24 protein-coding genes, 1 tRNA gene and 1 other RNA gene are annotated in these 24,733 nt (G+C 64.5%); 19 read left to right on the top strand and 7 right to left on the bottom strand.

Going from position 1 to position 24,733, the window contains the following annotated elements; all coding sequences use genetic code 11:
* The first annotated feature begins 58 nt into the window (after positions 1–58).
* Positions 59–3,019 carry a UPF0182 family protein gene (locus CH291_RS24795; RefSeq protein ID WP_176460494.1) on the top strand — a complete coding sequence of 987 codons (2,961 nt, stop codon included), beginning with the start codon at positions 59–61 and terminating at the stop codon, positions 3,017–3,019.
* Between the two features lie 147 nt (positions 3,020–3,166).
* On the opposite strand, the gene CH291_RS24790 is transcribed toward CH291_RS24795, so the two are convergent.
* A complete protein-coding gene (locus CH291_RS24790) occupies positions 3,167–3,730 on the bottom strand; it encodes a transglycosylase family protein (protein ID WP_068045957.1) in 564 nt (187 codons plus the stop codon).
* Positions 3,731–4,234: 504 nt separating this feature from the next.
* Between CH291_RS24790 and CH291_RS24785 the strand changes: the two genes are divergently transcribed.
* Positions 4,235–4,311 (top strand) — tRNA-Met (locus CH291_RS24785).
* Between the two features lie 109 nt (positions 4,312–4,420).
* Complete coding sequence (locus CH291_RS24780; protein ID WP_068045955.1) at positions 4,421–4,936, top strand: putative immunity protein; 516 nt, start codon at positions 4,421–4,423, stop codon at positions 4,934–4,936.
* A gap of 42 nt (positions 4,937–4,978) precedes the next feature.
* Here the strand turns inward: CH291_RS24780 and CH291_RS24775 are convergent, their stop codons facing one another.
* Positions 4,979–5,221 carry a hypothetical protein gene (locus CH291_RS24775; protein WP_231893691.1) on the bottom strand — a complete coding sequence of 81 codons (243 nt, stop codon included), beginning with the start codon at positions 5,219–5,221 and terminating at the stop codon, positions 4,979–4,981.
* A gap of 16 nt (positions 5,222–5,237) precedes the next feature.
* Between CH291_RS24775 and CH291_RS24770 the strand changes: the two genes are divergently transcribed.
* Positions 5,238–5,783: a GNAT family N-acetyltransferase gene (locus CH291_RS24770; RefSeq protein WP_256980967.1), complete on the top strand. Its 546-nt coding sequence runs from the start codon at positions 5,238–5,240 to the stop codon at positions 5,781–5,783.
* On the opposite strand, the gene CH291_RS24765 is transcribed toward CH291_RS24770, so the two are convergent.
* The 4 genes from CH291_RS24765 to CH291_RS24750 all read right to left on the bottom strand — a co-directional run bounded on the left by CH291_RS24765 (position 5,756) and on the right by CH291_RS24750 (position 10,258).
* Entirely contained in the window at positions 5,756–7,036 is a 1,281-nt protein-coding gene (locus tag CH291_RS24765) for an RNA polymerase sigma factor (RefSeq protein WP_094688836.1), read from the bottom strand. The genes CH291_RS24770 and CH291_RS24765 overlap by 28 nt on opposite strands.
* A 16-nt stretch (positions 7,037–7,052) precedes the next feature.
* Entirely contained in the window at positions 7,053–7,397 is a 345-nt protein-coding gene (locus tag CH291_RS24760) for a YciI family protein (RefSeq protein WP_068045944.1), read from the bottom strand.
* A 185-nt stretch (positions 7,398–7,582) separates the two neighbouring features.
* On the bottom strand, positions 7,583–8,803 hold the full coding sequence (locus CH291_RS24755; RefSeq protein ID WP_068045941.1) for an acyl-CoA dehydrogenase family protein: 1,221 nt from the start codon (positions 8,801–8,803) through the stop codon (positions 7,583–7,585).
* 45 nt (positions 8,804–8,848) lie between these two features.
* Complete coding sequence (locus CH291_RS24750; RefSeq protein ID WP_094642469.1) at positions 8,849–10,258, bottom strand: acyl-CoA dehydrogenase family protein; 1,410 nt, start codon at positions 10,256–10,258, stop codon at positions 8,849–8,851.
* 142 nt (positions 10,259–10,400) lie between these two features.
* On the opposite strand from CH291_RS24750, the gene CH291_RS24745 reads away from it, so the two are divergent.
* Positions 10,401–10,775, top strand: coding sequence for a DUF1304 domain-containing protein (locus CH291_RS24745; protein ID WP_094642286.1), 375 nt, complete (start codon positions 10,401–10,403; stop codon positions 10,773–10,775).
* A gap of 1 nt (position 10,776) precedes the next feature.
* Here CH291_RS24745 and CH291_RS24740 read toward each other — a convergent pair whose 3' ends face one another.
* Positions 10,777–11,568, bottom strand: coding sequence for an inositol monophosphatase family protein (locus CH291_RS24740; RefSeq protein ID WP_068045900.1), 792 nt, complete (start codon positions 11,566–11,568; stop codon positions 10,777–10,779).
* Between the two features lie 92 nt (positions 11,569–11,660).
* Between CH291_RS24740 and prfB the strand changes: the two genes are divergently transcribed.
* The 14 genes from prfB to CH291_RS24670 all read left to right on the top strand — a co-directional run bounded on the left by prfB (position 11,661) and on the right by CH291_RS24670 (position 24,692).
* A complete protein-coding gene (prfB, locus tag CH291_RS24735) occupies positions 11,661–12,773 on the top strand; it encodes a peptide chain release factor 2 (protein WP_068045939.1) in 1,113 nt (370 codons plus the stop codon).
* A gap of 38 nt (positions 12,774–12,811) precedes the next feature.
* Positions 12,812–13,711, top strand: a complete 900-nt coding sequence (locus CH291_RS24730) for a mechanosensitive ion channel family protein (RefSeq protein ID WP_068045937.1) — start codon at positions 12,812–12,814, stop codon at positions 13,709–13,711.
* A complete protein-coding gene (locus CH291_RS24725) occupies positions 13,708–14,154 on the top strand; it encodes a hypothetical protein (protein WP_094688835.1) in 447 nt (148 codons plus the stop codon). Before CH291_RS24730 ends, CH291_RS24725 begins: the two co-directional genes overlap by 4 nt.
* A gap of 86 nt (positions 14,155–14,240) precedes the next feature.
* On the top strand, positions 14,241–14,930 hold the full coding sequence (ftsE, locus tag CH291_RS24720; protein ID WP_027496574.1) for a cell division ATP-binding protein FtsE: 690 nt from the start codon (positions 14,241–14,243) through the stop codon (positions 14,928–14,930).
* A 63-nt stretch (positions 14,931–14,993) separates the two neighbouring features.
* On the top strand, positions 14,994–15,899 hold the full coding sequence (gene ftsX / locus CH291_RS24715) for a permease-like cell division protein FtsX (RefSeq protein WP_068045894.1): 906 nt from the start codon (positions 14,994–14,996) through the stop codon (positions 15,897–15,899).
* An 83-nt stretch (positions 15,900–15,982) separates the two neighbouring features.
* Entirely contained in the window at positions 15,983–16,456 is a 474-nt protein-coding gene (smpB, locus tag CH291_RS24710) for an SsrA-binding protein SmpB (RefSeq protein WP_027496576.1), read from the top strand.
* An 8-nt stretch (positions 16,457–16,464) separates the two neighbouring features.
* A complete protein-coding gene (locus CH291_RS24705) occupies positions 16,465–17,319 on the top strand; it encodes a DMT family transporter (protein ID WP_094688834.1) in 855 nt (284 codons plus the stop codon).
* 31 nt (positions 17,320–17,350) lie between these two features.
* Entirely contained in the window at positions 17,351–18,811 is a 1,461-nt protein-coding gene (locus tag CH291_RS24700) for an SDR family NAD(P)-dependent oxidoreductase (RefSeq protein ID WP_256980966.1), read from the top strand.
* A 65-nt stretch (positions 18,812–18,876) separates the two neighbouring features.
* Positions 18,877–19,247: a transfer-messenger RNA gene (gene ssrA, locus CH291_RS24695) on the top strand.
* 118 nt (positions 19,248–19,365) lie between these two features.
* A complete protein-coding gene (locus CH291_RS24690) occupies positions 19,366–20,025 on the top strand; it encodes an alpha/beta fold hydrolase (protein ID WP_094688935.1) in 660 nt (219 codons plus the stop codon).
* Entirely contained in the window at positions 20,022–21,293 is a 1,272-nt protein-coding gene (locus tag CH291_RS24685; protein WP_179276654.1) for an NAD(P)/FAD-dependent oxidoreductase, read from the top strand. The genes CH291_RS24690 and CH291_RS24685 overlap by 4 nt, the downstream gene beginning before the upstream one ends.
* Complete coding sequence (locus tag CH291_RS24680; protein WP_068045885.1) at positions 21,284–22,063, top strand: DUF1365 domain-containing protein; 780 nt, start codon at positions 21,284–21,286, stop codon at positions 22,061–22,063. Before CH291_RS24685 ends, CH291_RS24680 begins: the two co-directional genes overlap by 10 nt.
* On the top strand, positions 22,060–23,370 hold the full coding sequence (locus tag CH291_RS24675; protein ID WP_094688832.1) for an SAM-dependent methyltransferase: 1,311 nt from the start codon (positions 22,060–22,062) through the stop codon (positions 23,368–23,370). The genes CH291_RS24680 and CH291_RS24675 overlap by 4 nt, the downstream gene beginning before the upstream one ends.
* Entirely contained in the window at positions 23,367–24,692 is a 1,326-nt protein-coding gene (locus CH291_RS24670; protein WP_068045882.1) for an SAM-dependent methyltransferase, read from the top strand. The genes CH291_RS24675 and CH291_RS24670 overlap by 4 nt, the downstream gene beginning before the upstream one ends.
* The last annotated feature ends 41 nt before the right edge of the window (positions 24,693–24,733 follow it).

Raw genomic sequence — 24,733 nt, 5'->3', positions numbered from 1 at the left:
GCGCCGCCGAAGTCATCTGCGGCGCCGGTCGGCGTCGCCCGAAGTTGGAGTGTGGCTCGTGGGCATGAGGCCCCCCACCGGTATGCCGTCCTTGTCGCGGCGCAGCCGGATCTTGCTCGTATTGGCCTTGGTAGCAGCAGGTTTGCTACTCATCGGTCCCCGTCTGATCGACGTGTACACGAACTGGTTGTGGTTCGGCGAAGTCGACTTCCGCGGCGTGTACACCACCACTCTGCTGACGCGGTTGGTGATCTTCTTCGTCGTCGCCCTGGTTGTGGGACTCATCGTGTTCGCAGCTCTGGCGGTGGCGTACCGCAACCGTCCGGTGTTCGTGCCCGTCGCCGGGCCCAACGATCCGATCGCGCGATACCGCACCACGGTGATGAGCCGACTGCGCCTGTTCGGCATCGGAATTCCTGTGGTGTTCGGGTTCCTGTCCGGCATGATCGCCCAGACCAATTGGGCGACCGTGCAATTGTTCATCCACGGCGGCGACTTCGGCATAACCGACCCGCAGTTCAATCTGGATGTCGGTTTCTACTCGTTCGACCTCCCGTTCTACCGGTTCATCCTCAACTGGCTGTTCGTCGCCGTCCTGGTTGCCTTCTTCGCGAACCTGGTGACGCAGTACGTGTTCGGTGGAATTCGTCTCGCCGGGCGCGAGGGTGCACTCACTCGCGCAGCGCGGATTCAACTCGCGGTTCTGGCCGGTACTTTCGTCCTGCTGAAGGCCATCGCGTACTGGTTCGATCGGTACACGCTGCTGTCGAGCAGTCGCAAGGAGCCGACGTTCACCGGTGCCAGCTTCACCGACATCAACGCGGTGTTGCCGGCCAAACTGATCCTGCTGGCAATCGCCGTCATCTGTGCGATCGCCTTCTTTGCAGCGATATTCCTGCGTGATCTCCGTATCCCGGCGTTGGCCACGGCTTTGTTGGTGCTGTCGTCGATCCTCATCGGTGCCGTCTGGCCGTTGGTGATGGAACAGTTCTCGGTGCGCCCGAACGCGGCGGACAAGGAGAGCACGTACATCGAGCGGAACATCGCGGCAACCAGGGACGCGTACGGCTTGAACGACGACGTGGTCACCTATCGGGACTATTCCGGTGAAGCGGCATTGAGCCCCGGCGAGGTGGCGTCCGAGTCGGCCACGATGTCCAACATTCGTTTGCTCGACCCCAACATCCTCGCGCCCACCTTCACCCAGCAGCGTCAGATCCGTAACTTCTACGGGTTCCCCGACACGCTGGCCGTCGACCGGTACCCGGATGCGGACGGCAACCTGCGCGACTACGTTGTTGCAGCCCGCGAGATCTCACCGCAGACGCTCGACGCGAACCAGCGGGACTGGATCAACCGCCACACCGTGTTCACACACGGAAACGGCTTCGTCGCAGCGCCGGCCAACTCCGTCGACGAGGCCGTCGCAGACGAGTCCAGCGGCGGACGCGGTGGTTACCCGAACTACCAGGTCAACTGGATCGAGAACGATTCCGAGGGCACCATCCGCAAGGACGGACCCGGCGACCTGGATCAGCCGCGCATCTACTTCGGCCCGGTCATCGCCAACTCCGATGCCGACTACTCGATCGTCGGTTCCACCGGCGAGCCCCGCGAGTACGACACCGACAGCAAGAGTTACACCTACACCGGTGCCGCAGGCGTCGACGTCGGTAACTTCTTCAATCGACTCGTGTTCGCCAGCAAGTACGCCGAGCGCAACATCTTGTTCTCGAGCGTGATCGGGGACGAGTCGAAGATCCTGTTCAACCGTGACCCCCGCGACCGCGTACAGAAGGTCGCACCGTGGTTGACCACGGATGGATCGACCTACCCGGCGATCGTCGAGGGCAAGCTCGTCTGGATCATCGACGGGTACACCACGTTGGACAACTTCCCGTACGCCCAGCGCATGTCGCTCGAGGACGCCACTGCCGACAGCATCGAGTCGACGACGACACGTGCGCTGCCGAGCCGAGAGGTGTCTTACATCCGAAACTCGGTGAAGGCCACCGTCGATGCCTACGACGGCACCGTCAAGCTCTACGAGCAGGACGAGAACGATCCGGTTCTCAAGGCATGGGAAGGCGTGTTCCCGGGAACCGTCATCCCGAAGGACCAGGTGTCCGACGAACTGCGCGATCACTTCCGCTACCCGGAAGACCTGTTCAAGGTCCAGCGTGAACTGCTGACCAAGTACCACGTCAACGATCCGCGAGAGTTCTTCACCAACAACGCGTTCTGGGAGGTTCCCACCGACCCGACCGCAGAGAACACCGCGGCCAAGCAGCCGCCGTACTACGTCGTCGCATCCGATATCTCGAACCAGGAGAATCAGGCGTCGTTCCAGCTGACCAGTGCGTTGGTCGGTTACCGCCGAGAGGTGTTGGGCGCGTACGTCAGTGCGGATTCCGATCCGGAGAACTACGGCAAGATCACCGTGTTGAGATTGCCGACGGATACATCCACGCAGGGTCCGAATCAGGTACAGAACCAGATGACGACCACGACCGACGTGTCCGAGAGTCTCGGTATCGTGCGCCGAGAGAACACCGTGGAGTTCGGAAACCTGCTGACCCTCCCGGTCGGCGACGGCGGATTGATCTACGTGGAACCGGTGTACGCCTCTCGTACCAACGAGGCGTCGGCGTATCCGCAGTTGATTCGAGTGTTGGTTTCCTACGAGGGTCGCGTCGGATACGCCGCGACGCTGCCCGAAGCGATCGAGCAGGTCTTCGGAGCGGGTGCCGGACGCACTGTCACCGCACCCGGTGAGACCGACGGAACCGCGCAGCCCGGTGCCGTGCCGGAGACCGCACCGTCCGACGGTGGCACGCCTGCGGCAACTCCGGCGCCGGCCACCGGCGGTTCGACGACCAGGGATGCGGCCGTGTCCGAATTGAATTCGGCACTCGCGGCTGTGCGCACTGCGCAGCAGAGCGGAAATCTCGCGGAGCTCGGTACTGCGTTGGAGGATCTGCAGACCGCCGTCGATACCTACAACCAGGCAGGTAACTGATCGGTAGGGCCACGGCCCGCTGACCGAGCGAAAGAGCCGCCTCACCGAATGGTGAGGCGGCTCTTTCGTCGTTCGTCACCTGGCTCGTTCACGCGGTACAGCGGTACAACGCCTAGGTGAGTGGCAGTTCGACGAACTGCCGGGTGATCAGCGTCCGATGGGCGCGAGCACCGGGGCGTTGGCAGCAACGAAGTGCTGGAACTGCGTGCTCAAGCCGTACTGGTCGGCCAGCTTGGACGCCGCGTCGAACGCGCCCTGTGCAGCCTGCGTGGCCGCTGCGGCCTCGGGAGCCACGGCCGGTGCCGGTGCCGGTGCGGGAGCCGGCTGCGGTGCCGGTGCGGGAGCTGCCTCGGGCGCGGGAGCGGAGGCACCCTTGCTCAGCTGCTGACCGCACACGGGCCATGCGCCCGGTCCCTGGGTCTGAAGGGTGTTCTCCGCAACGCGGATCTGCTCGGCCTTTGATGCGTTGGCCGGTGATCCGGATCCGCCGTTGGCCGTCCAGGTGCTCTGCGAGAACTGCAGGCCACCGTAGTAGCCGTTTCCGGTGTTGATGCTCCAGTTGCCACCGCTCTCGCACTGTGCGACCGCGTCCCAGTTGTTCGGGGCTGCGCTGGCGGTTCCGGCGGAGACGCCGAGGGGAATTGCTACAGCGGCACCTGCGATGACGGCCAATCCGAGTGCGCGCTTGCCAACATTGTTCAGTGTGGTCATTCGGGGTGAATCCTCTCCGCGCTCGACTGGCGCGACTGGCCTGCAATCACCTCGCCGGTGTGGATGGCGATGGGTGACCAGGCGCTTCGTATCGTCGCGGCTCTGCCCCCGTACGTCTTGGGGACCACACCCGCGGGGCAGAGCGAAAGGAGCGGCGGGGTGGTGCAGGCCCAGCGGTTTAGGGCCGTCCGTGAAGGTAGTCGAGGATCCGTTCACCGTCACTGAGCCGGAATGGGATAGTCGATGTCCACATAGTGGGACGCGAGGGGGTGTTTCCGCAGTTCAGACCAGCTCGTGGCGCTAATGTTTCTACTTCGTAACCCGAACGTTATGTGACTCGAAACACGCCTCAAAAGAGACGCGGAGCACTATTTTCTGCGGCGTTCGGCGTGATAAACGCGTGCCGTGACGCGTCGCGGTGTACTCGTTCGGGGTGCGCGAGAGCGCGGAGAAGTCACGTGATTTGCATTGGTTGTACGCACGGGAGTAACTTCATAGACGCAACGCGGGGTGGAGCAGCTCGGTAGCTCGCTGGGCTCATAACCCAGAGGTCGCAGGTTCAAATCCTGTCCCCGCTACCACTGAAGAAGACCCAGGACATATGTCCTGGGTCTTTTTGCGTGCTCGGATGGGTCCGGAACGGACTCTCGGCCGCAGTCTGCACGTTCGATACCGGAAGGTTCGCCTCGCATGATTCTCCCCGCCGTCCGAGATCCGCGCCTCATCACCGTGCATCGCGGCGGCCTTCTGTCCGACGACGACCATCGGAGCCTCGCGCTCTGGGCGGCCGAGTGTGCCGAACATGTTCTCCACCTGTTCGAGGAGCTCGAACCTTCCGACCCGCGGCCGCGTGAGGCAATCGAGGGCATTCGTGGGTGGACGCGCGGCGAGCTCGCGATGATGGCCACCCGCGCCCTCGGCGGGCACGCCATGGGTGCGGCACGGCCGCTGCACGGTTGCGCTCGCTTCGCCGCATACGCTGCGGGGCAGGCAGCCTGTGTGGCACACGTACCCGAACACGACCTCGGAGCGGCCGCCTATGCCATCAAGGCAGCTCGGGCGGCCGCGCGTGACGGCCTGGAGCCGAGTGCAGGTCTGAAGGAACTCGAATGGCAGCGCGACCGGCTCCCGAACAATGTGCGAAAACTGGTGCTGGAAGACCAGGAGAGAAGAAGCAGTATCTGTTGGTCGTTGTTCGACGGTTGAGCCGTCCAGTACGGTCGCGGTCGACCGGTCCGTATCGGGAGTTCAGTCCGTGATCTGCTCGCGGGCATCGTCACTGGTGACCGATTCGGAAGGGGCGGGGCCGCCCTCGTCGTCCGCATCATCGGCAGTGAGGTCGACGGTGTCCACGCCTTCGAGTGCGGTCAGTTCCTGCTCTGCCTCGGCGATGAGGCCTTTCGCGTTCTCTTCCATCTTCTTGATCCACTCGGCCATGACGGTGACACCCTTCGCTCGATCGTGTACCACCGGTCTACCAGACTTCTTCACCCCTAGGATCCATGGTGTGCCAACACGAACCTCGCGTCTCGATCTCGACGAGCCGGTCGGCACGGATCTCGATGAGCTGTACGCGATCTGCAGCGACCCGCAGTCGTGGACGCACTTCCCGAGCCTGCGACACACCGATCCCGGTGCAACCGAACGAATGTTGCAGAGCTGGGCGGAGCAGTGGCGGCGGGATGGACTGTCCACGTGGATCATTCGTGAGCGCGGCAGCCGCACGATCAGTGGCTACGGCGGATGCTCGAAGCGGCGGAACACCTTCTGGAATCTCGGGTATCGCCTCCATCCCGACGCACAGGGCAACGGGTACGCAACGGAGATGTGTGAGATCGGAGTCGAGTGTGCGCACCGAACCGAGCCCGAATTGCCGATCGTGGCGTACCTCCTCGAACACAACGTCGCGTCGGCCCGAGTGGCCGAGCGCGCGGGCTTGCAGTTGATCGCCCGTGGACCCGACGTCGGCAACCCCGATGTCGACGCAGTACGCCTGGTGTACTCAGACCGCGCGTTGACTGCAGATCAGGTGGACGTGGTGCTGTCGGCCTGACCGGGGTACGCGCGCACCTCCGCGAGCCGAGCGCGAAGCAGGCTTTTCTCCGGTGCGGTTCGGGCGAAATCCAACGCTCGTCGATAGTCGATTGCCGCCTCTTCGAACCTGCCGAGTCGTTGCAGCAGATCTGCTCTCGCCATGGGATACGGGTGATAGCGGCGTAGGGACGGCTCGTCGACAAGCAGGTCCAATTCGTGCAGACCGGCTGCGGGACCGTCGCGCATCGCCAGCGCAACCGCCCGGTTCAGCGCGACGATCGGGCTCGGTGCCCGCGTCATGAGTACGTCGTACAGGGCAACGATCTGAGGCCAGTCCGTGCTGTCGGCGTCGAGTGATTCGTCGTGCAGTGCAGCAATGGCAGCCTGTAGAGCGTAAGGACCGCTCCGGCCGCCGCCGAGAGCCTCGACCACGAGTTCCCTACCCTCGGCGATGAACTCGGCATTCCAGAGTCGACGGTCTTGGTCGGCCAACAAGACGATCTCACCGTCCGGTCCGGTTCGCGCGTCGCGTCTGGCATCGACGAGCAACATCAGCGCCAGTAGACCCAACACCTCGGACTCCGTCGGCAATGCGGCGTACAGGAGACGGCCCATCCCGATGGCCTCGTCGGTGAGATCGATTCGTCCGACGTGATCACCCGACGTCGCCGAATAGCCCTCGGTGAAGATCGAATAGATCACCTCGAGCACCATCGGGACCCTGCCTGCCAACTCGTCCGGGCCCGGGAGACGGAACGGTATCCGTGCGGCCCGAATCTTGTTCTTGGCTCGCACTATTCGCTGCGCTGCTGTCGCCGGGGGGATGAGCAGAGCCCGGGCGACCTCACCGGTGGTGAGACCGGCCAGGCATCGAAGAGTCAGTGCGAGCCGGTCACCGGCGGCAAGGGCAGGATGCGCGCAGGTGAAGAACAACTGCAGTCGGTCGTCGGGCAGGGTCTCGTCGAGCGAATTCAAGCGACTCGGTTCGCTACGATCCGTATCCGCCTGCAGCACCCCGACTTTCGCGGCCAGGGTCTGGTCGCGCCGCAAGCGATCGACTGCCTTCCGCCGGGCAGTGGTGAGCAACCAGGCACCGGGCTTGGCCGGGACACCATCGACCGGCCAGTGTTTCAGGGCCGATTCGATGGCGTCCGAGGTCACTTCTTCGGCGAGGTCGAGGTCGCGATACCGCTGCACCAGCGAGGCGAGCAGAATCGAGCGCTCGGCGCGGAAGACCGAGTCGAGAGCTCGATGAACATCGGACTCGCTCATCGAACGGTCCCGCAGGTCAGAATTCTGCAAGGGGACGTACGATCACCGAGCCGCCGTCCTTGGAGCCCGGGCATCGGGCCGCCCATTCGAGTGCAGCGTCCAGATCGGGAACGTCGATGACGTCGTAGCCACCGAGAACCTCATGAGATTCGGCATACGGTCCGTCGGTGACACTGCGTTCTCCGGTGGCGGCGTCGACGCGCACAGCCGTGGCCGTGGTGAGATCAACCATCGCGTGACCGGAGACGTGAACGCCCGCGTCCTTCATCTCCTTCTCGTAGGTCATCCAGTCCTCGACACTGCTGCAGCCCGGTGCTGCTCCGGGCGCGGTGTCTGCGTTGATCAAGAGGATGTACTTCATGATGCGCTCCTGGGGTCGGTACCTCGGTGTCGCGGCGCGAGTCGCCGTACACGATGACGACGTTCGACAGACCACGATATCGACACCGGCTCCCGATTTTTCTTTCTCACACACGAAAAACGGCACCGGACGCAAGGTCCGGTGCCGTTCAGCGGTTACTCTTCGGCTCGACGACGAGCCAGGTGTCACTTCAATTCTGCCGACGACTTTCCGAGTACGCGGCGAGCAACGATCAGCTGCTGAATCTGCTGCGTTCCCTCGAAGATGTCGAGAATCTTGGAGTCGCGGCTCCACTTCTCGAGAAGCGGGCGCTCTGAGTAGCCGTACGTGCCGGCCAATTCGACTGCCTTGAGGGTGATGTCGACTGCCGAGCGACCGGCCTTGGCCTTGGACATCGAGGCCTGGAGGGAGTTGGGCTCCTTGTTGTCGGCCATCCACGCCGCACGCAGTGCGAGCAGATGTGCTGCCTCCCAGTCCGCTTCGAGGCGCAGGAACTCCGCGGCCGCCGCGTGCTGGTTGTAGGCGGGCGTTTCGTAGGAGATGTCGACTCCGGCGTCCACCAGGATGGAACGCAGTTCTTCGAGAGCCGCACGTGCGACGCCGATCGCCATGCCTGCCACCAGGGGACGGGTGTTGTCGAACGTCTGCATGACGCCGGCGAAGCCCTTTTCGACGTTCACTTCGGCGGTACCGAGGAGGTTGTCCTTCGGGATGCGGCAGTCCTCGAGCAGCAGGGCTGCGGTGTCGGACGCCTTGATGCCCAGCTTGTGTTCGAGGCGGGCGACCGAGAGGCCCGGAGCGTCTCGCGGGACGACGAACGACTTGATGGCCGCGCGGCCGAGCGACTTGTCGACCGTGGCCCACACCACGATGTGGGTGGAACGCTCGCCGGCGGTGACGTAGATCTTCTCGCCGTTGAGTACCCACTCGTCGCCGTCGAGGACGGCGGTGGTGGTGACAGCTGCGGAGTCCGAACCGAAGCCGGGCTCGGTGATGGCCATCGAAGCCCACACCTTGCCGAAGCGCTCGAGCTGCTCGTCGGTGGACACCGCGGCGATGGCCGAGTTACCGAGTCCCTGGTAGGGGATCGACAGGGTGAGGCCGACGTCGCCCCAGCAGGTCTCGATCACGTTCACCAGAGCGGACATGTTGCCGCCGTTGGCGTTCGCGGTCTTGCTGGGCTTGGCCGACTCGCTGTCCTTCTCGCGGCCACCGGCGGCTCCGCCGATTTCGCCACCGGCGTCGGACATGCCTTCGACCATCGACGCCATGGTGTCGAGTTCCACCGGGTACTCGTGCTCGGCGAGGTCGTACTTGCGGGAGATCGGGCGGAAGATCTCGGCAGCGACCTGATGAGCCTGATTCGCCTGCGCCCGAAGCTTCTTGGGAAGTTCAAGATTGATCATCGTGTATGTCCTTGGGTGAGTGCCATGGAAATTCGGGGCGGCGAGCTAGATGAGAACGATGCCCTCGGCGACGCCGACGGACCGCAGATCGCGGTACCAACGCTCGACCGGGTGCTCCTTGGTGAAGCCGTGACCGCCGAGCAGCTGCACGCCGTCGGAACCGATCTGCATGCCCTTCTCGGAGGCGAGTCGACGGGCGAGCGCCGATTCACGAGTGAACGACAGTCCCTGCTCGGCCCGCGAAGCGCCGCGCAACGTGACCAACCGCATGCCGTCGAGCTCGATGGCGATGTTGGCGACCATGAATGCCACGGCCTGGCGATTGCTGATCGGCTCACCGAAGGCGACACGATCGTTGACGTACGGAATGACGTAGTCGAGTACGGCCTGGCTCGTACCGACGGCCAGCGATGCCCAGCCGAGTCGCGCGAGGCCGATCGCAGCGCTGTACTCGGCGGCACGCTGGTCTGCGTCACCGTCGCCGAGCAGGGCCGACTCGGGAACCGCGACGTCGGTCAGGATCAGGCGGCCCAGGCCGGCTGCGCGCAGACCCATGCTCGGGTCGGCTTCGACGACGAGGCCCTTGGAATCGGACTCGACGATGAAGAATGCCGGACGGCCTTCGAGTTCTGCGGCGATGACGAACAGCTCGGAACTGCCGGCAGCAGGCACGAGGCTCTTGACTCCGTTGAGCTTGTAGCCGCTGGGCGAGCGAACGGCCTTGGTCTGCAACGCGTACGGATCGAACAGTGCGCGGGGCTCGTTGACGACCACTGCTGCATTCGGCACCTTCTCACCGACGAAGGCCGGGAGGTAGGTCTTCTGCTGCGCGTCGGTGCCCCACTGGGTGAGAGCGACGGCGACGCCGCTGGGCGCGAGGATTGGCAGTGCCAACCCCATGTCGCCATGGGCGAGTGCCTCGGCGACGAGAGAGTTGGTGACAGCGCCACGCTCGGTGGCGGCACCGTCGAGTTCCTCGGGAACGTTGATGAGCGTGATGCCGAGCTCGGCGGAGCGCCGAACCAGATCCTCGGGCGACGAGGCGCTGTGGTCTGCGTCGAACGCAGCCGGGCGAAGGATCTCCTCGGCGAACTCCTTGACCGTTTCGACGATCATGCGCTGTTCGTCGTCGGGCGTCAGGTCGAAGTAGCTCAGGTTCTTGGCAGCGCCGTCGTCGAGACGCTTGGGCTTGCCGCCACCGGTGACCTTGGCGAACGTGCGATTGGCAGCGCCGAGGGTCTTGAACCCGGTCTTGGTGCTCTCGTACGTCACCCGGTCGATGGTTTGGCGGAGGTTGTACTTCTCCGCCAGTTCCGATCCGGTGATGGCGGTCAGAACGCGCATGGCGGTTCCGATCGCATCCCGCTTGAACGGATTGAGGCCAACTGCAGAAGTATCGCGGGGCACCTTCGGGGCCTTCGCGTCGACCACACTGTCTTGCTTGCTCATGATCACCAGTTCCTCGGCGTCGGGCACGGACTCCACAGATCTTACTCCCGAGTAAGATAGCTGTCTACTGTCGAGTAAGTTGACCTTTCCAGGAGGCCGGCGAACCGAACGTTGCCTCCGGCGACGAGGGGTATGGCACGCTACGTCCGTGCACCCGATCGCCCAGGTCTTCGCCGCCATCGCCGCGGCCCTCCACGTCGTCATCTTCGTCATGGAAAGTGTCTTGTGGTCGAAGCCGGTCATCTGGGCCAAGTTCGGCGTCGCAAGCCAGCACGACGCCGATGTCGTGAAGCCGATGGCGTTCAATCAGGGCTTCTACAACCTGTTTCTGGCTGTCGGGATCGCAGTCGGACTCGTCGTGGGCGGGTCCGCAGGCGACGCCGTCGTCTACTTCGCGTGCGCGAGCATCGTCGGCGCAGCGATCGTTCTGGCGACCGGCGGTGCGAAGTATTTCCGGCCCGCATTCGTCCAGGGCATCACACCGCTGATCGCGCTGATCCTGGCTGCAGTTCTCCAGGCGTGATTCAGGCGCTGGGGGACAGGTGCGCGAGGACCTGGTGTTGCAGTAGACCGTTGGTGGCCACGGCGCTGCCACCGTGCGGGCCTGCCGTGGCGTCGAGCGCGGTGAAACTGCCTCCGGCTTCGCGCACGAGGACATCGAGTGCGGCCAGGTCCCACAGTGAGACCTCGGGTTCTGCGGCTATGTCGACCGCCCCCTCGGCGACGAGGCAGTAGGAGAAGAAGTCGCCGTAGCCGCGAACCCGCCACACGGCGTCGGTCAGATCGAGGAAACGATCCCTGATGCCGAGGTCCGCCCACCCACTCAGGCTCGAGAAACTCAGACTCGACGACGCCAGCGAATCGACCTTCGAGACCTCGATCCGGCGCGGGGTGCCCCCGTCCGATGCCGTCCAGGCTCCCAGATCGAGTGCTGCCCACCACCGTCGGCCCAGGGCGGGCGCGCTCACCACGCCGACACGGGGTATTCCGTCGTCGAGCAGCGCGATCAACGTCGCCCACACCGGAACGCCACGGACGAAGTTCTTGGTGCCGTCGATGGGATCGACGACCCACTGGCGTCCGCTGAACGTTGCAGTGCCGCCGAATTCCTCGCCCAGCAACGCGTCGGCAGGGCGTTGCGCTCCGAGCACGCCGCGGATCGTCGTCTCGACGGCCAGATCCGCGTCCGACACCGGTGTCAGATCCGGCTTGGAATCCACCGAGAGGTCCATGGCGAGAAATCGCCGCCGCGTGATGGCGTCGGCCTCGTCGGCGAGTCGGAGGGCGAGAGAAAGATCCTCGGAGTAGTCGGTCACCGCGTAAGACTAACGACGGACACATCCGACTGTGCCCGGTGTTGCTCGGGGGCGGTCGGGTTCGGGTTCGCGTGCCGGTAACCTTGACTCTCGTGCATCCCGACGTTTCTGCAGACCTCGCCGAGCTCGACACCACTCTCTCCACCGTCGAGTCTGTTCTCGACGTCGAGGAACTGCGGCGACGCATCGACGAACTCGAACATCAGGCGGCCTCACCGGACCTGTGGAACGACCAGGAACACGCTCAGCAGGTCACCAGCCAGCTGTCCCACGCGCAGGCCGAGCTGCGCCGCGTCGAAGAGCTCCGTCAGCGCCTCGAGGACATGCCGGTGTTGTACGAGCTCGCCGAGGGTGAGGAAGGTGACGACGCCGCATCCGCCACCGCCGATGCCGACGCCGAACGCGCGTCGCTCCGTGAGGACATCGCAGCCATGGAAGTACGGACCCTGCTGTCCGGTGAGTACGACGCGCGCGACGCGTTGGTGAACATCCGTTCCGGTGCAGGCGGAATCGACGCTGCCGATTGGGCCGAGATGCTGATGCGCATGTACATCCGCTGGGCCGAGAAGCACGGCTACGGCGTCGAGGTCTACGACACGTCCTACGCCGAAGAAGCCGGCATCAAGAGCGCGACGTTCGCGGTCAAGGCCCCGTACACGTACGGCACGCTGTCGGTGGAGCAGGGCACACACCGGCTCGTGCGGATCAGTCCGTTCGACAACCAGGGTCGACGCCAGACGTCCTTCGCCGAGGTCGAGGTTCTTCCGGTCGTCGAGACCACCGACCACATCGAGATCCCCGAGAACGACATTCGCGTGGACGTGTACCGCTCGTCCGGGCCGGGTGGGCAGTCGGTCAACACCACCGACTCCGCCGTTCGGTTGACGCACATCCCGACGGGGATCGTGGTGACCTGCCAGAACGAGAAGTCGCAGCTGCAGAACAAGGTATCGGCCATGCGAGTGCTGCAGGCCAAGCTGCTCGAGGTCAAGCGCAAGGAAGAACGCGCCGAGATGGACGCGCTCAAGGGAGACGGCGGCAGCTCCTGGGGAAATCAGATGCGCTCGTACGTACTGCACCCGTACCAGATGGTCAAAGATTTGCGTACCGAGTACGAGGTGAACAATCCGTCTACTGTTCTCGACGGAGACATCGACGGATTCCTGGAATCGGGAATTCGATGGCGAATGCGGGGGGAGCAGTAGATGACCGGTCATTGCGCAGGCTCCGCTCCGACGATCCGATGACGAGCTGGTTGAACCCGACGCTCGACCTGAAGCAGAATGCCCTCGGCATACTGCTGTACATCCTCGGCGGGCTTCTGGCCGCGCGCTTCGTCACCTGGACCGGGTCGCGGATCACTGCCCGCATCGACCAGAACTACCAGCACAGCGATGCGCTCGTGCGGTCCGAGGCCGCCAAGCATCGGCACGCCCTTGCCCAGGTCATCACCTGGGTCGTGGTCACCCTCATCTACATCCTGGTCACCATCGAGGTGTTGAGGCGTTTCGGATTCGGCGTCGGCGGGCTGGTGGCACCCGCGACGGTCATCGGCGCGGCACTCGGTTTCGGAGCTCAGCGCGTGGTCCAGGACATTCTGGCCGGGTTCTTCATCATCACCGAACGTCAGTACGGATTCGGTGACGTCGTGCAGATCGCCGTCAACGGCTCGGCCGAGGACGCCGAGGGCACCGTCGAGGACGTCACGCTACGAGTAACTCGGGTGCGCAGCGTCGACGGCGAGGTCATCACCGTGCCGAACGGGCAGATCGTCAAGGCGATCAACCTGTCGAAGGACTGGGCGCGCGCCGTCGTCGACGTTCCCGTGCCGAGCACAGCGGATCTCACCCAGGTCAACGCACTGCTCCGCACAGTCGGCCGCGACGCGTTCGCGGACACCCGGCTGCGGCCCCTGTTGCTCGACGAACCGACCGTGATGGGCGTGGAGAGCATCGAGGTGGGCCAGGTCAACGTTCGTCTCGTGGCGCGAACATTGCCCGGCAAGCAGTTCCAGGTGGGACGAGAACTTCGTGTCCGGGTGGCTGCCGCACTGCGCCCCGAGGGCATCAGTGTTGCTCCCGACGTCAGTACGGCCGGGGTCGCACCGGATGCGTCGGGACGAGACCGGAGGGAGGAACAGTGAGCACGACGGAGACCGGAACCGAACACCCGCAGCGGAACTGGCGACAGTGGCGCATCCCGGCAAAGATCTACGGCCGCGTCCGGACGTCCACCGTCGCGTTCGGCATCTGCTTCGTGCTCACCGGTCTCTGGTACGGCCAGGTCAGCGCCGAGATCGCCGAGAGGGACAGCGAACAGGTTCAGGGCCCGGTTGCTGTGGACCCAGGCGAGCTCACCCCGTACACCCAGCCGCAAACCACGGAGCCGAGTTTCACGAGCACGACGGTCTCACCCACGCCGACGGCCACCACCGACCCGGATGGATCGGACAGCGTCGACGGATCCGGTCAGCCGGCAACCACGACGACTGTGCCACCGACGACGACCGCGCCGTTCGGCGTGCCGATTCCGCCGGCCATCCAGTCGCTGATACCCAGCCAACCTGCGCCGACATCCGCGCGCTGAGTCGGCCTTTACCGTCTCTCGGGACTCGCCGCGACGCCCGAGCGGTTCCGGCAGCTACCGGTGAGTAAGGACTACACTGGCGACCCGTGATCAGCACCTCGAATGTCTCCAAGTCCTACAAGACCTCCACCAGGCCCGCCCTGGACAAGGTGACGGTCTCCATCGACAAAGGCGAGTTCGTGTTTCTGATCGGCCCATCGGGTTCGGGGAAGTCGACGTTCATGCGGCTGCTCCTCAAGGAGGAGACGCCCACCTCCGGCGACATCCATGTCGCCGACTTCCATGTCAACAGGTTGGCGGCCCGTCGTGTCCCGCGGTTGCGGCAGAGCATGGGCTGCGTGTTCCAGGACTTCCGTCTGCTGCAGCAGAAAACCGTCGTGGAGAACGTGGCGTTCGCCCTCGAGGTGATCGGCAAGCCGCGCTCGATGATCAAGCGCACCGTCCCCGAAGTGCTCGACCTCGTGGGACTCGGCGGCAAGTCGGATCGTCTGCCCAACGAGCTGTCCGGTGGTGAACAGCAGCGAGTCGCCATCGCTCGGGCGTTCGTCAATCGTCCGCTCGTGCTGCTCGCGGACGAGCCGACCGGAAACCTCGATCCGGATACCAGTCAGGACATCATGCTGTTGCTCGAGCGCATCAACCGCACCGGCACCACGGTGCTGATGGCCACCCACGACAACCACATCGTCGATTCGATGCGCCGACGCGTCGTCGAACTCGACAACGGACGAGTCGTTCGTGACGAGGCCCGCGGGGTCTACGGCGTCGGTCGCTGACGACACCCGACCAGGACCTATCGGACTTCACGACCGAACGAATCGAAGGGCTCGGATTCCGCGATGCGCGCAAGTTTCATCTTCAGCGAGGTCTTCACCGGACTTCGCCGCAACATCACCATGACGATCGCCATGATCTTGACGACCGCTATTTCTCTCGGCCTGTTCGGCGGGGGACTGCTCGTGGTGCAGATGGCGGGCAAGACACAGCAGATTTTTCTCGACCGGGTCGAAGTGCAGATCTTCCTCACCGACGACATCTCGGCAACCGATCCCGATTGCGCCGAGGACACCTGCGCCACCCTGCGCTCGGATCTGGAGAGCACGCCGTCGGTGGTTTCGGTGCAGTACCTCAATCGTGAGGATGCGGTGAAGGACGCCACCGAGCGAGTGTTCAAGGATCAGCCCGAGCTGGCCGAACTGGTCAGTGCCGACAGCTTTCCCGCATCGTTCAAGGTTCGTCTGAGTGACCCGGAGCGGTTCGGGGTGATCAACGACAACTTCGAGAATCGACCCGGCGTGCAGAGCGTGCTGAACCAACGCGACCTGGTGGAGCGCTTGTTCAGCGTGCTCAACGGCGTGCGCAACGCTGCATTCGCCATCGCCACGGTGCAGGCGATCGCCGCAATCCTGTTGATCGCCAACATGGTTCAGATCGCCGCGTTCACCAGACGGACCGAGGTGGGCATCATGCGCTTGGTCGGTGCCACTCGCTGGTACACCCAGCTGCCGTTCCTGCTCGAGGCGGTGGTGGCGGCCTTGATCGGCTCCGCACTTGCCATTGCCGGCTTGTTCACGGCCAAGAACATGTTCATCGACGACGTTCTGTCGGATGTGTATCAGGCCAACATCCTGGCCCGGATATCGAACAGTGACGTGCTGCTCGTCTCGCCGTTCCTGGCGTTGGTGGGAGTCGGAATGGCCGCGGTGACGGCCTACATCACGCTGCGCCTGTACGTGCGCGAATAAATTCGCTTGCCGTTCGGTTCTATGCTGGAGCGGTTGCCCGTGGAACCGGTCTGCGCGACGAACGCTCGAGAAAGGGCCCTGCAGTGAGAGAGAAGGGCCGCAAGGCCATCGCGACCAATCGCAAGGCGCGGCACAATTACTCCATACTCGACGTCGTCGAGGCCGGAGTTGCCCTCGTCGGAACCGAGGTCAAGAGTCTGCGTGACGGCAAGGCCTCGCTGGTCGACGCCTTCGCGACCGTCGACGACGGAGAGATCTGGCTACGCGGACTGCACATCGCGGAATACACGCTCGGTAGCTGGACCAACCACGCGCCGCGGCGCAACCGCAAACTTCTGTTGCACCGCCGCGAGATCGACCGCCTCGCAGGCAAGGTCAAAGAGGGCAACCTGACGTTGGTGCCGCTGTCGATGTACTTCTCCGACGGCAAGGTCAAGGTCGAGCTGGCACTGGCCAAGGGCAAGCAGGACTACGACAAACGACAGTCGCTGGCCAAGCGCACCGCCGAACGCGAGGTCACTCGCGAGTTGGGCCGTCGCGTGAAGGGAATGCGCTGACCGCTGTTCTGCTCGCTCTGGTAGCTGCCGTCGGCTACGGGGTGAGCGATTTCGTCGGCGGTGTCGCATCCCGCCGGGTCGCCGCCCTCCGGGTGGTCATCGTGTCCTACCCGCTCTCGCTGGTGATCGTCCTGCTCGTCGCTCCGTTCGTCGGCGGCACCATCGAACTCCCGGCGATGCTCTGGGGCCTGGCCTCGGGTGTCGCAGGCGGAGTTGCCGTGTGGTGGTTCTACCTGGCCCTCGCCGCCGGACCGATGGCCGTGGTCTCGCCGGTCACCGCGGTGCTGGTCGCCGGTATCCCGGTGCTGGTCGGGTTGTCGATGGGCGAGCGGCCCGGCGTGATCGCGTTCGTCGGTATCGCCGTCGCACTGGTGGCCGTGGTGCTGGTCAGCAGAGAATCGCCGGACGAGGTGACCGGTGAGGTTGCCGGTGGTCGAGAGATGAAGTTCACCCGAACGGTCGCCTGGTTGACGGTCGGTTCGGGGGTGACGTTCGCGTTCGCCTTCATCTTTCTGCACCGGATCGGGGACGGCAGTGGGCTGTGGCCGCTCGCGGCGTCGCGCGCATCGGCGACCGCGGTCGTCTGGATCGTGGCACTTGCCTCCGGTCACTTCTCACCTCCGCACGGCAGCGTCCTCGAACTCGCCGCCTTCGTCAGCGTGCTCGACGTCGTCGCCAACGCTGCGATGATCTACGCGTATCAGGGCGGTTTGCTGTCGCTGGTGAGCGTCATTGCCTCGCTGTATCCCGCAGCCACGGTGTTGCTGGCGATGGTGATGCTCGGCGAACGGGTCGGAACGCTGCAGAAAGTGGGAATGGCGTTGGCGCTCGGTGCCATCGCCATGATCGCGCTCGCGGGTTGAACATGCTCGCAGACGGGTAATGACCCCGGTTATGACAGCTTCCGATTCGTCGTCCGACATCCCCGCGGCCCAGGTCGACGGACAGCCTCCCCGCGTACTCGTCACCGGTGCCACGGGATACCTGGGCGGGCGTCTGGCACCGCGCCTGCTCGACGACGGCTATCGGGTGCGGGTGCTCGCTCGTACCCCCAGCAAGCTCGACAACGTGCCGTGGGCGGCGAACGTCGAGATCGTCCAGGGGGATCTCAGCGATCGCGAGTCGCTGAAAGAAGCCTTGACCGGTGTCGACATCATGTATTACCTGGTGCACTCCATGGGCACCGCAGGTCACTCCGACTTCGCCGATACCGAGCGCGACAGCGCCGAGAACGTCGCGGCTGTCGCTGCCGAGTGCGGCGTCGGCCGCATCGTCTACCTCGGCGGGCTGCATCCACCGACCGGTGAGCTCTCACCACACCTGAAGTCGAGAGCCGAAGTAGGACGCATACTGATCGACTCGGGTGTGCCGACGATCGTGCTGCAGGCAGGCGTCGTGATCGGATCCGGTTCGGCGTCGTTCGAGATGATCCGGCACCTCACCAATCGGCTACCGGTGATGACCACACCGCGGTGGGTACACAACCGCATCCAGCCCATCGCCGTTCGCGACGTGTTGCACTACTTGATCGGGGCCGCGAGTGCGCCGATCACCGAATCCAGGACATTCGACATCGGCGGACCCGACGTCATGCAGTACGGCGAGATGATGAACATCTACGCCGACGTCGCGGGTCTGCGGCAGCGTCGGATCATCGTTCTCCCGGTGTTGACTCCTCGACTGGCCGGCCACTGGATCGGTTTGGTGACTCCCATTCCGCGCGGCCTGGCGATGCCGCTCATCGAATCTCTGCAGTACGACGCCGTGGGCCACGAGATGGACATCGACGCCGTCGTACCGCGTCCGGACGGCGGCCTGACCGGCTACCGCGACTCCGTGAGATTGGCACTGCGCAAGATCGACGACGGCGAGGTCGAGACGCGGTGGACCGACGCCACCGGTACCGCGGCACCGTCGGATCCGTTGCCCTCGGATCCGACGTGGGCAGGAGAGGTCGTCTACACCGACACCCGGGTCGCCCGAAGCTCGGCACCGTCGACCGCGATCAGGCCCGCTCTCGAACGATTGGCCGACGCCGACGTTCTCACCGGTTGGCGTCGCGACGTCACCGGACCCGACGCATCCGCGTCGGGCACCGAACACACCACTCGGCTCAAGTCCTCGACTCGTCTGCCCGGAGAGGCGTGGCTGGATCTGACGGTCGGCGGCACGGCGAAGCAGCCGACGATCGAGCAACGGTTGGTGTTCTTTCCACGCGGCTTGGCCGGTCGGGCGGTCTGGTACGCCTCGCTGCCGGCACGCCTGGTCATGACACGTCGAATGTTGCGCACGGTCGTGCAACGAGTGGACGAAGATGCCGCGTCGAACACGACGGATCGCCGGGTCGGCCGTTAATGGAATGAATGTGCTCGGGAGAGGCGTTACACTGAACAGCCCGGACACGGTGTTCGGGAACATACGGGGCTGAACGGTTTCGACTTTGTATGTTGAGTCAGGGGAAGCGTGTCGGTGCAGGCGAGAGACCACCGTAAGCGTCATCGCAACCTTATAAGCGCCGATTCCAATCAGCGCGACTACGCACTCGCTGCCTAAGTAGCGACTGCGTGTCTGTCAGTCCGGGCTCGCCCTCGGTCCGGGTACTGGCATCAGCTAGAGGGCTTACCGATTCATCCGGCCGCGGGATGATGAGGAACATCAAACAGTGGCTGGGATCGTCATCCTGACTTGTTCGCGAGATCGGGAGATCCAAGTAGAGGCATAGCGGACTGCACACGGAGAAGCCCTGGCAATGCAGCAGAGGACCCGGGTTCGATTCCCGGCAGCTCCACCGCAGAAGACCGGGCCGAGAGACACACTCTCGGCCCGGTCTTCTTTCTCTGTCGGCCAGGTCACAATCGACTCGACTCGACCCATCCCACCCGAAGCGGCCGCAGTGCCGAATAGTGGTCATGAGCAACGAGCCGACTCCAGTTCTGCGGACCGGGAAAAGAGTCTCCGAGCCTGCACTGGTCGTGTTGGTCCTCGGCGGCGGCAAGGACGTGAGCCGGGCGCGCAGTAGGCCGTGGCACCTGGCCGGTCTGCGCATGTGGCCGTTCACCTGGATGCTTCGTCGCGCGGGCCGGGCACGCGGCATTTCGGTCCAACAGCTGCAGTATCGGTTTCGTGGTTGGAACGCCCCCCAGCGGTCTCCGGTCGAGGATGCGCGGTGGGCGCTCGATCGCATACACGCCGAGTACCCCGGCGTTCATGTGGTGGTAGTCGGCCATTCGATGGGTGGCCGCACTGCTGCTGCTCTGATCGACGACCCTTTCGTCGTGGGTGTCGTCGCGCTGGCTCCGTGGTGGCCGGAGGGTACGGAGGCCGACGGATTCGGCTTGCAGCATGCGTTGCTCGTCGTACACGGGACGGCCGACAAGTGGACCGATCCTCGAACCTCGCGCCGGGCGACCGAGCGAGCAGCATCCCGAGGGGCGGACGCCCGCTATCTCTCCGTTCCGGGTGGGCACTTCATGCTGCGCAATCCGCGGGTCTGGTCGCGGGCGACGCGTGACTTCGTTCTCGGTATCGCCGACGATGCGCGGGCCGACTGCATGGGCACACCGTCGTGACGCGCCGTCGCATCGCGGTGGTCGGGAGCGGTATCGCCGGACTGACGGCCGCGTATGCGCTGTCGAAGAACTCGTCGGTGACGTTGTACGAGGCGGACTCTCGGCTCGGTGGGCACGCGGACACCCATTACGTGGACGGCCCCGACGGTCCTGTCGGCGTCGACACCGGGTTCATCGTGCACAACGACCGGACCTATCCGACTCTGCTGCGCCTGTTCGACGAACTGAACGTGCCGACGCAGGACTCGGACATGAGCATGTCCGTGCGCTGCGACGGGTGCGGACTCGAGTACTCGGGCGGCCAGGGCATGCGCGGGATCCTCGCGCAGCGCACCGCGATGTTCAAGCCACGATTCGTCTCGATGTTGCTCGATGTCAAGCGTTTTCATCGCCTGGCCAACGAACTGCTGGACAGTGCCGAAACGCTGGAGTCCGAGACGACCCTCGCGCAGTTCCTCGCAGATCATTCGTTCTCCGCGTACTTCGAATCCCACTTCATGACGCCGTTGGTGTCTGCGGTGTGGTCGTGCGATCCGGACACTGCTCTCGCCTACCCGGCTCGCTACCTGTTCACTTTTCTCCGCCACCACGGAATGCTCACCGTCACAGGATCTCCCACCTGGCGCACCGTCACCGGCGGGTCCATCGAATACGTTCGCCGGGTTGCGAAGCACATCGACGAGGTGATGCTCGATACCCCGGTGCGCGCGGTGTACAGGTCCGAGGACTCCGTGGAGATCCGTGACGGCCACGACCGCCTGCGCACGTTCGACGCGGCCGTGATCGCCGTGCATCCCGGTGCCGCGCTGAAGATGCTCGCAGAACCGACGGCTCTCGAGCACAGCATCCTGGGCGCGATGCTGTACTCGACCAATCACACGCAACTGCACACCGACTCGTCGGTGTTGCCGAAGAACGCGAGGGCTCGGGCGTCGTGGAACTACCACCTGCCGTCCTGCGCCGCCAAACCCGACCGGGTGCTCGTCAGCTACGACCTGACCAGGTTGCAGCGTCTGGGCGACACCGATCGCAGGATGCTGGTCACCCTCGGCGGAGCGGATCGCATCGACTCGAATGCGGTACTCGACGAGATGACCTACGAACACCCGCAATACACCCCCGAATCGGTTGCAGCGCAGCGTCGACTTCCTGAATTGGATACCGACACAGTCGCCTTCGCCGGTGCGTACCACGGCTGGGGATTCCACGAGGACGGTGCGTTGTCGGGAGCGCGCGCCGCACAACGGGTGGGGGCCACGTGGCTCTGACATCCGTTCTGCCGAGCACCCGCGCACACGGGGCGGCGTTGTATCGCACTCGAATCGACCACGTTCGACGCGCGCCGATCCGAAACACGTTCTCGTACAAGAGCTACAGCTGGCTCGTCGACCTCGACGCACTCCCCGAATTGCCCCGGATGCTGCGGCCGCTGGCCTCGTTCGACGCCCGTGACCATCTCGGTGACCCCGACGCCACCATTCGAGAGAACGTCGACGGGTTCCTGGCGGAGAACGGTATCGACCTGGGCGGCGGACGGATCACGATGTTGGCCAGCGCGCGGGTGTTCGGGCACACGTTCAACCCACTGAGTGTGTACTGGTGTCACGATCGCGACGGAGACCTCCGCTGCGTGGTGGCGGAGGTCCATAACACCTACGGCGAGCGATACCGGTATCTGCTGCACACCGACCATCGCGGCGCGGCCCGCACCTCCAAGGAGTTCTACGTCTCGCCGTTCAACGACGTCGACGGCGAATACTCCATGCGGCTACCCGAGCCGGACGCGGCACTCCGGCTGTCGATCGTCCTCGAGCGGCCCGGTCAGCCGCCGTTCGTGGCGACCGTGGACGGCCGTCGACGAGAGGTGACGACGCGGTCGATTCTTCGCACCGCACTCGAGATCCCCTGTGCGCCGCTGCGTGTGGTGATACAGATCCGCTGGCAGGGCATTCGGCTCTGGGCTCGGGGTCTGAAGATCGTGCAGAAACCTGCCCCTCCCGGGGCGCGAGAATTCCAGAAGGAAGGGGCCCGCAGATGACTTCTGTGTCGAAGGCCGATTCTGTGTCGAACCCGTACGGTGCTTCCGCCGTCGGTCCGCGTCCATCGGTGGATCCACGGGTGTGGCCTCAGATCGCCCATGTCCCCGGTGGCGCCAAGGTTGCGGCTGCCGCACCCGTCGCCGATTTCCTCTTTCGCCGCGCGGTCGCGCGATTGCAGGTTCGGGTCGCGATGCCCGACGGTGAGGTGATCGGGGCAGGCTCGGCCGATGCACCGTTGATGACCGTCCGTCGACCACACGACTTCGCAGCACGGGTCGGCGACAGCGGACTCATCGGATTCGGTGAGGCATACATGGCCGGAGACTGGGAGGCCGAGGACCTCACTGCTGTGCTCGAGGTCTTCGCCCGGCGCATGGCGTCCCTGATTCCGAAGTCCCTGCAGCGCCTCCGAGGGATCTATGTCCCCAAACCTCCACGGAGCGAGCGGAATACGACCACGAACACGCGATCGAACATCTCGCGCCACTACGACCTGTCGAACGACCTCTTCGAGCTCTTCCTCGACGAGACGATGACCTACTCGAGTGCGTTGTTCGCCGCATCGGGAAGCGACGACAGCGAAGAACTCGCCGATGCTCAGCGCCGGAAGATCGACCGGCTACTCGACCGGGCAGGCGTCGGCGAGGGAACCAGGGTGCTCGAGATCGGCACCGGGTGGGGCGAACTGGCCATCCGCGCGGCTGCGCGAGGAGCAATCGTTCGCTCGGTAACCTTGTCGGTCGAGCAACAGGAATTGGCACAGAAACGATGTGCCGCAGCAGGATACGGTGAACGGGTCCAGATCGACCTACTGGACTACCGGCTCGTCGACGGCGAGTACGACGCGATCGTGTCGGTCGAGATGATCGAGGCCGTCGGGCATCAGTACTGGGCGACGTACTTCGAGACGATCGACGCGCTGCTCGCGCCGGGTGGGCGGGTTGCTCTTCAGGCCATCACGATGCCGCACGACCGAATGCTGGCCACCCGAAACACGTACACCTGGGTACACAAGTACATATTTCCCGGCGGGTTCCTGCCGTCCGTGCGGGCCATCGAGGAGGTGACCGAGCAGAGCACCTCGCTCAGGGTTCGCGAGCGTCTGTCGATGGGCGATCACTACGCGCGCACCCTCGCTCAGTGGGACAGGCGTTTCCGTGAATACCGCAGCGAGGCCGAGGAGCTCGGTTTCGACGAGGTGTTCGCGCGAATGTGGCACTTCTACCTGTGCTACTCGGAGGCCGGATTTCGATCCGGGTACCTCGATGTTCAGCAGATCGTGCTCGACCGAAGGGACAACCGATGACCGCCTCGACACTTTCCGTGGACCGGACCGATCGCAGTGTCGGTGTTGCACATCGGATTGCCGAATTGATCGAACCCCTGGTGGGTGGTCCGCTTCCCGTTCGGCTGCAGGCGTGGGACGGATCCGTTGCAGGAGATGCGTCGGCACCGCGAGTGCTGTTGCGGAGCCCGAGCGCCCTTCGTCGATTGCTGTGGAGCCCGGGCGAACTCGGCGCTGCGCAGGCATACGTCACCGGGGAGCTGGACGTCGACGGTGATCTCGCCGCGGCCCTGGATCACGTCTGGGGAGTGGTGCGTGCGCGCCGACTGTCGGCGATCCGACCGGGGCCGGCGTCGCTGGTGCGGTTGGCGAAACTGGCCAAGGACCTCGGAGTGTTCGGTCGCCCACTACCTCCGCCCGTGTCGCAGGCCTCGGTGAAGGGTCGGTTGCATTCGATGCTCCGTGACCGCGCTGCGATCAGCCACCATTACGACCTGTCGAACGACTTCTACGAATTGGTGCTCGATTCGCATATGGCGTACTCGTCGGCCTACTGGACCTCGGATTCGCCGGAGTACACCCTCGACGATGCCCAGCGCGACAAACTCGACCTCGTCTGTCGAAAGATCGGCCTCGACAAGCGTGCAGGGCAACGCTTTCTCGACGTCGGCTGCGGCTGGGGGTCCCTGAGCCTGCACGCCGCTCAGGAGTACGGAGCGCAGGTCGTCGGAGTGACCATCTCGCGCGAACAGAAAGCCTTCATCGACACGCGAATCGCCGACCGAGGACTGCAGGACAACGTCGAGATTCGAATTCAGGACTATCGAGAGATTCCGGACGGGCCCTTCGACGCGGTGGCGTCGATCGAGATGGGTGAGCATGTGGGGGAGGCCAATTACCCCACCTACACCGCCGCACTGCACTCGAACGTCAAGCCGGGTGGACGCGTGCTGATTCAGCAGATGTCGCGAAGAGAAGGGGACAACCCCGGCGGCGGAGCATTCATCGAATCGTTCATAGCGCCGGACATGTACATGCGCCCGGTCGGGCGGACCGTCGCGATGATCGAGGAGGCAGGACTGGAGGTTCGCGACGTCCATGCCCTTCGGGAGCACTACGTGCGGACCGTCGACGTCTGGACGGAACGCTTCGAGGCGCGCTTCGAAGATGTGGTGGCGATGGTCGGGGAAGAGGTCGCTCGCGTGTGGCGGCTGTACCTGATCGGCGGCGGAATGGCGTTCCGGGACAACCGGATGGGCGTCGACCAGATTCTGGCGGTTCGGTCCGAGAACGGACCGTCCGACATGGAACCGGTGCGGCCGGTGTGGGTGTGCCCACGGTGAACTGGTCAGATTTCCTCACCGTATCGCTGGCGAGCCTCGGC

Origin of the sequence: Rhodococcus sp. 14-1411-2a (genome assembly GCF_002259485.1) — a bacterium.
Taxonomy (GTDB): Bacteria; Actinomycetota; Actinomycetes; order Mycobacteriales; family Mycobacteriaceae; genus Rhodococcoides.
This window is presented reverse-complemented; position numbering and strand designations above follow the sequence as displayed.

Bases quoted from the DNA above. Each gene is read 5' to 3' on its own strand.
- CH291_RS24730 (WP_068045937.1), top strand. From the start codon at position 12,812: ATGACGAGCTGGTTGAACCCGACGCTCGACCTGAAGCAGAATGCCCTC.
- CH291_RS24755 (WP_068045941.1), bottom strand. From the start codon at position 8,803: ATGATCAATCTTGAACTTCCCAAGAAGCTTCGGGCGCAGGCGAATCAG.
- CH291_RS24790 (WP_068045957.1), bottom strand. From the start codon at position 3,730: ATGACCACACTGAACAATGTTGGCAAGCGCGCACTCGGATTGGCCGTC.
- ftsX (WP_068045894.1), top strand. From the start codon at position 14,994: ATGCGCGCAAGTTTCATCTTCAGCGAGGTCTTCACCGGACTTCGCCGC.
- CH291_RS24675 (WP_094688832.1), top strand. From the start codon at position 22,060: ATGACTTCTGTGTCGAAGGCCGATTCTGTGTCGAACCCGTACGGTGCT.
- CH291_RS24760 (WP_068045944.1), bottom strand. From the start codon at position 7,397: ATGAAGTACATCCTCTTGATCAACGCAGACACCGCGCCCGGAGCAGCA.
- CH291_RS24670 (WP_068045882.1), top strand. From the start codon at position 23,367: ATGACCGCCTCGACACTTTCCGTGGACCGGACCGATCGCAGTGTCGGT.
- CH291_RS24700 (WP_256980966.1), top strand. From the start codon at position 17,351: ATGACAGCTTCCGATTCGTCGTCCGACATCCCCGCGGCCCAGGTCGAC.
- CH291_RS24690 (WP_094688935.1), top strand. From the start codon at position 19,366: ATGAGCAACGAGCCGACTCCAGTTCTGCGGACCGGGAAAAGAGTCTCC.
- CH291_RS24780 (WP_068045955.1), top strand. From the start codon at position 4,421: ATGATTCTCCCCGCCGTCCGAGATCCGCGCCTCATCACCGTGCATCGC.
- CH291_RS24765 (WP_094688836.1), bottom strand. From the start codon at position 7,036: ATGAGCGAGTCCGATGTTCATCGAGCTCTCGACTCGGTCTTCCGCGCC.